The organism is Roseburia sp. MSJ-14 (assembly GCF_018918225.1).
GTDB lineage: Bacteria > Bacillota > Clostridia > Lachnospirales > Lachnospiraceae > Petralouisia.
Genome location: NZ_JAHLQD010000015.1, coordinates 25,085 through 34,078 on the forward strand (window position 1 = coordinate 25,085; position 8,994 = coordinate 34,078).

At 51.8% G+C, this 8,994-nt stretch carries 3 protein-coding genes; all 3 read right to left on the reverse strand.

The annotated features are described in order from the left end of the window. Window positions 1-315 precede the first annotated feature (315 nt). Entirely contained in the window at window positions 316-1,926 is a 1,611-nt protein-coding gene (locus KQI83_RS06685; protein WP_216555797.1) for a recombinase family protein, read from the reverse strand. A gap of 228 nt (window positions 1,927-2,154) precedes the next feature. Next, window positions 2,155-2,283 carry a hypothetical protein gene (locus KQI83_RS16950; RefSeq protein ID WP_256447806.1) on the reverse strand — a complete coding sequence of 43 codons (129 nt, stop codon included), beginning with the start codon at window positions 2,281-2,283 and terminating at the stop codon, window positions 2,155-2,157. Between the two features lie 11 nt (window positions 2,284-2,294). Beyond that, on the reverse strand, window positions 2,295-8,994 hold a 6,700-nt coding region (locus tag KQI83_RS06690; RefSeq protein WP_442969779.1), incomplete at its 5' end, for an InlB B-repeat-containing protein.

Sequence of the window (8,994 nt, forward strand, 5' to 3'; positions counted from 1 at the left end):
CCGACAGCAGAGCGCAGCTGCTATTCACTTACAAATTTCTTGATCGTGAACCATATTATCAAAAACGATCGGCGTCTTTATGACAGTATTATACCAGTGCGGCAATACCGTGTCAACGATTGAGCCGATATTATGCGGTCATTCTCATGACATGTCACCATTTTTATACTAATCCTTGATAAAAAGATTTAATCAGATATTAGTGATATATTTCGGATAGCGCGACGGGAGACGCAGACAGGCTGGAGCTTCCTGTTAACTAAAAATGCAATATAATACAGAAAATAATTATACTTTAAAATTCTAACATTCTGTTCAAATGCTGAAGAATTCTTTGTAGGTACCCGAGAGGTGGATCTCAGTATCATACTTACTTCCTACTCCCTTCCCTACCTTTATATAATCGATCAAGTCCTCAATGATCTCTCGTTTTTGTTCATTTGAGGCTGAACCAAAATCGGAAGCGCATTCTAGCAGGTACGAGTATCTTCTGGCAATCGCTTTTAATAATGTGTTATTATTCTTCCTCTCAGCTGTAATCTTGTTCTGTTTCTGTTCCATTTTGCTGATAAGAACTTGTTCTTCGTGTATTGCAGCCGAAACATCTTTCACATCAAAGGGACACTTTCCCATCAAGTAAAGCGGCAACAACCTATGCAATCCTTTAATTCTAACCTGATGTGTATCCAAGCCCTCTTCAAGTATTTTTATGTCATATCTTAGTTTTTTATCCTTCCGCCTACATTTCGCTTTCATCTTATTAATCTGTTCAACGGTCTTGATCATTTTGAAGCACATATTCAGGTAGGCGATCACGGTCTTTTCCAGCTTATTGGAAGAGTACGTGCCTTGCCCCTTACAGTCCGTTCGTTTCAACGCGCTGCCTGGGCAAATATACCTGCCGTAAACATATTGACGCTTATTACCCTTCGCATCTGTCCGATAACCCGAGGTAGTCGTATATATCATTTTCTTCCCACAGGACGAACAGTAAACTACGTCCGGCAGAAGTGATTGTTGTGCTTCTTTAGAATTCTTTACTGCGTGTCGCTCGGCGCGTTGCTGAATAATGATTTGTGCTTTATTATACGAATCTTCATCAATGATCTGTAATTCTTCATGTCTCGGTGATGTGGCTTCGCCTCGTACAAGATAGCCGCAGTACAACGGGTTAGATAATATACGTTTTATCGTTTCAGCCTTAAAAGCAGTACCGCTGTGAGTTGTGATTTTCTTTTCATTAATCTCTCTTGCCAATGCGCTGTATCCGATATTCCGGTTGACGGTTGAGTCGAATATCTTCTTTACAATTTCCGCTTCTTCGGGAATTGCTGAGGGCTTCTTGATTGGATCCCCTCGTTTGTTTTTCTGTTCAGTTTCTACCCATTGATACCCAAACGGCAATGTGCCACCGATAAACATTCCGTCTTCTACCATCTGTTTCAATCGGGTTGATACTCTCTGGGACGTCTTTTTACTTTCTACATTTGCTGTCCAGAAACGAATATAGTTGACTAAATCATCTTCGTGTTTATCAAAGGTCTGTTGTCCTTCTTTAACCGACCAGACCTCGATTCCCTGTTCAACAAACCATTTTAAGACAAACGGCGTCTCATAATCTATTCTGCCAAGGCGATCAAACATGAACACTAGCAAGATATCAAATTCTTTGTTCTCAGCGGCTTCTCTCAATGCTGTTATGCTGTCGCGGTCATCAGCGCTGACAGAATACCCGGAAACACCTTTTTCATAAAACTCTTTTTTAATTACCCATCCGAAATGCGCGGAAGCAAATAGATGACAAGCCTTTTTCTGCATAGGTATATCATCGTTGTCCACCTGGTTCGGATTCGACACTCTGTATAAGCAATATACTCTTTTGTAGACGTTTGTTTCAGAAGAGGCTTTAGATAGTTGATTAATCATATCGGAGACCTTCAATCACAGCGTTTCATCGTCGTATGCTAAAAGAATTATAACATGAGCTAACTTAAATAACAATACGAAGCATTGCATAGTTCTTTAAGAATCAGAAATATTACGAGCAAGTTTCTTTTACCGTCAAACATTATTTCTTCGGTAAGACTGAAAAAGCTGTCCTGAGAAAAGGACAGCTTTTTGTCATATTATGTTATATCTTTTTGCAGAAAGTTGTCAGCGATTACCTCTGATCGGTAATTCGTTAACTTCTTCCTTGGGGATTCCTCCCGAGGTCATGATGACATCCTCTGTTTGGAATTCAAAGATTTCGAGCTCAGTGCGCTCATATCGTTCTTTCTTCATGATTGACCTCCTTACGGGACGCTGTTAAAATATGCGATCGCCGCTTCGTTATAGCGATACAGCGCCGTCACGGTGTCGGTGATGGGCTGAGCGCCGCCGTCATTCTGTAAAACGTCCTTGACATAAGAGAGTGCCGAGTAACTACCGAGGGAAACATCACCGTATTTCAGCTCATAATTTTCGCCGAGTTTCGACGCGGGGATATCCGTGACCTCGATATAGCAATACTCGTCGTCGTAATCCTTGACCTCTCCGACGTTTATGCCGTCGCTGTTAATCAAAGATAAAGCGGAGGTATCGGCGCCGTTCTTCTTGAAGTAGAAACGCAGGGTAGTTTCGGTCTTCAAGATCAGGCTGTAGCCGTAATACTCGATTCCCTTGCCCTCAAGAGCCGCATTCATGGCGTTCTTTTCCGGAACATCGGATGAGATGGAAGCGATCTCGCTGTCGCTCAAAGAAATCAGGTCATGATCCACATCATGATTAGCCGGAGCGTCTGTGTTGTGGGTGAACTGTACCTGAGCACTTGCACCGTAGTTGAGCATGGTCTTGACCAACACGATGAGCTCTTCGGAGAACTTGTTGTCCTGATTCGCTAAGATGACGTCGGCATAATCCCTCACCTTGTAGGTCTCGGCAGCGATCGGCTCAGAAGCGCCGCCGACGGTGATGCTCGCCTCGATCTCGTCGTTCATTTCAGCGGCGCAGACATTGCAGGTCGCCTTGTAACAACCGGTTTGTGCGTCCTTTTTGCTCTCACTGTCAAACGCGACGGACTCATTCTTCCCGTTCCAAACAAAATCAACACGAACGCCCTCGGCGAGTTCTTCATCGGCAAGATTCAGATAAAAGTTCACGCCGATGTCGCCATTAAGCGATAAGCTGTGATAAGCGAAGTAGTCGAACGGTTTTGAATCGGTATAGGTCCTGCCGCCGAAATCGACGGTTGCGAGCAAAACATGTTTGCCGTCTTCTACGCCTCTGGTGATCGTCGCTTCCACGGTTTCTTCATGCTTGCACCTTTCATCGGTACAGGTAAATGTCGCGGTAGCGGAGGTATTGTCCTTCGACCAATTCCAAACGGGATCGCCGTAGGTATGCGAGTCGGTGAAGTCATAGGTAATGCTCCGCGCACCGAAATCAGTACTGCTGAACTGCGTGCTGTGCTTGAGGTGCATGGTGACGCTGCGGTTGCCGAAGATGTTGTTTCCGACCGAGATCGTACCGCTGTGGTCAAAGGTGATATCCAGCGGGCTGCCCTCCTGAGAGGATGCAAAGGCATTGTTGCCGATCTTGTTCAGGTAGGTTGTACTGCCGATCACCTTCGTCACGTTCGCGTTGCTAAAGGCATTATTGCCGATCGTATCGGGATAGCCCTTGAACACCAAGGTGAACGGAGGCGTCGTTTGATCATTAAAAATGTTCTTGCTTTGACTGTCGCCGCCGATGAAGCTGATACTGTTACCCTCGTAGCTCGCGGGGATCACAAGCTCGCTGAGGTTTTCAACCGGTCCGATATATTTTGCGATTCCGTATTTCCGACTGAACGGATTGTACGGTGCCGGCTTGAACGTTACGTCAAAGTAAGAGAACGTGATCGAGCTAAGCTCGCTACCGATAGAACCGTCCTCGTTCACGGCGTAGTTTCTGCCGTCGATAGCATAATGCTCTACGGTACCGAAAACATAGCCGCCTATGCCGTCTACATACGGCTCGACCCGCTCGACGTACTCGACATAGCTGAACGCAGCGCCGACAGTCACGTCGTCGTCAGGCATGATGAAGCTGTATACACCGTTAACAGGCGCGAGCTGTTCACCGTCAACCGTCACGGTTTTGATGATATAGCTCTCATCGGGCGTGACAGTCAGGGTGACCTCATTGCCCTCGCACGCGGCATTGTCAGACGGGGTGACCGTACCGTGCTCGATCGTATCTATTAGAATACGGTGCGCCAGCTTGAATACCGCTTCACCGTCAGCGTTTCTGCCAACGGCATAGCCCTCGTGATTGCAGAAGAAGGACTTCGTGTCACCCTTGCCGGACAGTCCCGAGGTAAGCGCGGAGGAATCGAGCACATCCTTGCGCAAGCCGATATGCGCGCCGGACTCGAGCTGATCCGTGATGGTAACAATGCGATCACCATTGATGAAGAGATCGCTGTCGGCGCCCGACGCCGTGTTGCCGCTGATGACGGGCGATCCGTAGAGGTTCAGCGTACCGCCGGTGTAGTAGATACCACCGCCGTTGCCGCCTGTGCCCGCCTTGTTGCCGGTGATCGTACCGCCGCTGAGGGTCAGGGTTCCGTTCGTCCAGATACCGCCGCCGTTGAAGCTGACGTCCTCGACCGTATTATCCGAGATCGTGCCGCCGCTCATCGCCATCTCGCCGCTGTTCAGAATACCAGCGCCGCCGAAATGGTAGGCGGTGTTGGCAGTAACAGAGCCGCCGTAGAGGGTCAGCGCGGATCCGGAAGGGTTCGCGATACCGCCGCCCTCATAAGCGCGGTTGCCGGTGATCTCGCCACCCTCGATATTCAGTGTACCGTTGTTGACGATACCGCCGCCGGCTGTCGAATGATAACCACCTGTGATGACGCCGGAATCATCTATGCTCGAATCCCTGATCGTCAGGGTACCGTTATTGGTGATAACATTACCGTCATCAGACGCTCCATCCTTACGCCGATCGAGCGTGAAACCGTTCAGGTCGAGGGTGATGCTCTTGCCCTCGGGGATCACGAGCGCCGTATCGGTATCCGTCGCCTCGACGTTCTCCGTCAGCTTGATCGTCGTGCCGTTTGTCGCGTAATTGATACGGGATTGCAGGAATGCCCACGCGGTGCCGGCTTTATCGGGAGTGAGCGTTTTTTCGTTAAAGCGGACTTTGTCGCCGCTCTCGTAAGTACCGCTGTAAGAGTAAGTCCCATCCGTCATATCCCGGATGAAAATGATCTTTCCGTTTCCTTCATACGATTTCACGGTGATACTGTCGGTCGGATCGGTCCAGCCCAGGATGACGTCGTTCGGAGAACTGAGCGTTCCGTCTACAGTTGTACTGCCGCCGACGATGGAAATATTCTTACCGTAGAGCCTGCCGTTATAGGTCAGGCTTCCGCCGGAGACGGTCACGACAGTATTCTCGTTTTCCATCGTTCCGGTCAATACTGTGTCGCCGCCGGAGATCGCCAGCTCACCACTGCAATTGATCGGGGAGCCGGAACTGCTCTTGACCGTCATGCTGCCGCCGGTGACATTGATATCTCCCAAGCAGTTGAATACCACGCCGTAGTCGCGGGAGGAATTGACGGTACCGCCGGAGATATTCGCTTCATCCTCAACAGAGATATACGATGTCTTCAACGTTCCGCCGAGCACATCAAGAGAGCGCGCATACACGTTCGTCTCGATCTTTCCTCCAACGATATCAACGCTTCCGGCGTAAATGCCCAAGCCCCTGATAATGCCCTCGGTCTCTCCGGGAGCGCGGTAAACCGTCAGCGCTCCGGCAGTCTTCAGGTCGCTGCTTCCGAGCTCATAAGGATTCATGTTCATGATCGCGCCGTCACGAAGGATCAGCTTGACGTCGCCGTTGAGGTCGATACTGTTCGTGATACTGAGCTGACCGATATTGTGTCCGTGGCTCTCTCTCTTTTCGACATAGTACCAACCGGAGGTCAGCTCGGGGATACCGTCAGTCAGCTCAGCCGCCTGAGCCGTCTGCACGTTGCCATCCTCGTCGATGTATTCTATCTCATGCAGAGTGCTGAACACCGCTGTCACGGTGATATCGCTCTCCGGCATTTCAAAGGAATCATCATCGATCACGGTCTTAGCGCCGTTCTGATCGGTATAGTACAGCGCTGTCAGCTTGCAACCCTCATCGGGAGCGGTCGTCAGCTCGATATGTTCGCCTCTCTTAGCCGATGCCGCGGAGGAGGTGACCGTTCCGTGCTCGCAATCCGCGATATTGATATCAAAGATCAGGCGGAAGGTCTCTGTCACGGAGTATTCCTTACCGGCGAAAACACATGAAGCGGTAGATACCCTGTTCTTATCGACGTCCTCATAGCTGACCTTTGCGCTGACCTTGATGATATCGCCGTTTTCCCGATGCTCGAACACCGCGGTCGCCTGCGTATGATCGTCTGACCAGAGCCATTCCGTAAGGTCATAATGGGTCGAGTCGTACAGCTCGAGCTTCTTGCCCTCAGCCGTCTGTACCTGTTCATCTGTCAGCGTACCGGTGTAGAGATTTTCCCCGTCCGTCAGCGTCTGACCGTCGGAAATATCGATGCTGTACTGATCCTTCTTATATTTGATCTGATCCAAGGTGATCGAGCTGTCGGAGGTGTTGCAGCCGAGCTCGACGCTCTTAACCGCGGAGAAGTCATCTATCTTGATCGTCCCGCCGAGGAGATTCGCAACACCGTAGGCGGTAGCGTCCTTTACATCAAAGGTACCCCGCACGATCTTGATGGATTCATTCGTGACAAAATCCGCTGCTCCGCCCTTCACGATCGCGCCGTACTGTACAAAGTGCCTCAGCTGAGGTGATTCGTTACAGGAGCTGAGATCCAGCGTGCCGCTCTGTGAGTACTGTCCGTAGATCGTCAGAGAAGAGTTTTTATTCATACTGTAATCGATCGGGATTCTGCCGTACGGAATAGGCTTCAGCGTCGTGCCGTCAGCGAGGATCAGGTGGGCGTCACCAATGACCGCGATCGTGCTGTTCGCATCAAAGGACTGACTCACCACATACCAGCCATCGCCGAGGATCAAATGATCGCTGTCGAGCCTCTTTGCCAAAACGCTCTTTCTCTCACCCGCTTCGTCAACATATTGTGTCGTCACGACCGGGAGATACAGCGCACGGAAGGTCTTGTCGTCGGTAAGCTCTACCACATCATACGGGAAGAGCGCATTCTGATAATCCCGTCCCTCTTCCAGCCAGCATACAAACTCGTAGCCGACGGGGCCGTGCTCACATTCGGGAAGGACGACCTTCGTATTAACGGGCGCTTTGATCGTGGTAGAGAGGTCGTCATTATTGTAAACGTTCCTCTCGATCAGGGTCATCTGCTTCATCACCGCGTTCTGACCGCATTTCATACAGACGTTGTTCACGTTCCATTTGTGCTCCTCCGTCGATTCGGGGAAGGTACAACCGCATACGCCGCAGTACAACTGATGCGTCATAACATCCAGGGGGATCCACTCGGCGTTCGCGTGATTGCAGGCATAGATCAACGCATATTTATTGTTGCGAACCGCGTTGTAACGGCTCTGCTTGTAATAAGCCGCGGTGCTGCTCGCATTGGAACCCGCTTTGACAAGAAGATTATCGGAAAGCGTGAGGGTCCCGCAGGAGGGGCGGGAGTGCAGGAAGCTGTTGTAATCGCCGTTGCCGATCGCGACCGAGTTTCCGTCGCCGCCCGCGACCGCTTCTACCGTGCTTTGCCCGGAGATCCCGACGTAGCTGACGCCCTCGTCCTCGCCGCCGCCGATACCGGAGCCGTACTCGCTGCCGTAGGCGTGTACCTCGGAATCGATGATCTCGATATGACCGCCGTTTCCGTCCTCACCGCCGCCGATACCCGCGCCGTCTTCGCCGCCCCACGCATTCACGGTAGAGCCTTGGAGCTTGATATTGCCGCCGTCGCCATCATCGCCGCCGCCGATGCCCGCGGCATAACCGCCGCCGGTCGCCTTGACAGTAGAATCGATGATGGTGATGGTGCCGCCGTGGCCACTCTCACCGCCGCCGATACCTGCGCCGTCGGTCGCGCTGTCAGCTGTAATATTCGAACGCTCAATGGTGATATCGCCGCCGCTGACGTCGTCACCGCCGCCGATACCCGCGCCGTAGCGCCCGCCGTGAGCGACTACGGTAGAGTCTGAGATCTTGATGGTGCAATTGGCGTCGGTCTCGTTGCCCGTACCGATTCCCGCCGCGTCGGTGCCGCCTGTCGCGTTAACGTCAGCGCCGTTCGTGATGTTGATGGTGCCGCCGGTCTCGGACTCGTCGCCGCTGCCGATACCCGCGCCATAGTCGCCGGCTTCAGCGATGACCGTACTGCCGGAAATGTTGATGGTATTAAAGCTGTGCTCGTCCGCGCCGCCGATCGCCGCGGCGTACTTACCGCTCGAAGCGTATACGTAAGCGTTCTCCGTAATATTGATCGTACCGCCGGAGCCTTGGTATCCGCCGCCGATACCCGCGCCGGAAACCGTCTTGCCGAACAGCTGTGCAAACCAGCTGATCAGCTGCAGTCCCGTAGCGTAGTATTTCTCTCCGTCCGAATACCAGTTGGTTCTTCCAATCTGATCCTGGATATCCTTGTCGAAGCGGTCGCCGGAATTATAGGATTTGGAGATCGCGGAAACATGGACGTCCTTACCTTTGATGTTGATGGTACCGGCGTTGCCCTCTCTGCCGCCGCCGATACCCGCGCCGCCCGCGGTAGAGGTGGCGACGACAGACGCCGTGCCGGAGATATCGATCGTATTCGCGTTTCTTCTCGCGCCTGCGCCGATGCCCGCGCCGTATTCGCCGATGGCGATGATCGTACCGCCGGTGATCGTGATCGGGCGGGTATTCTGCCCGTCTTCACCGCTGCCGATACCTGCGCCGGAATCGTCCAGATCGCTGCCGGTGGAAATGGCGGTGACCTTGCCGCCGTAGATGTTGACCTGTCTCTTATACACATCT

Bases quoted from the DNA above. Each gene is read 5' to 3' on its own strand.
- KQI83_RS16950 (WP_256447806.1), bottom strand. From the start codon at position 2,283: ATGAAGAAAGAACGATATGAGCGCACTGAGCTCGAAATCTTTGAATTC.
- KQI83_RS06685 (WP_216555797.1), bottom strand. From the start codon at position 1,926: ATGATTAATCAACTATCTAAAGCCTCTTCTGAAACAAACGTCTACAAA.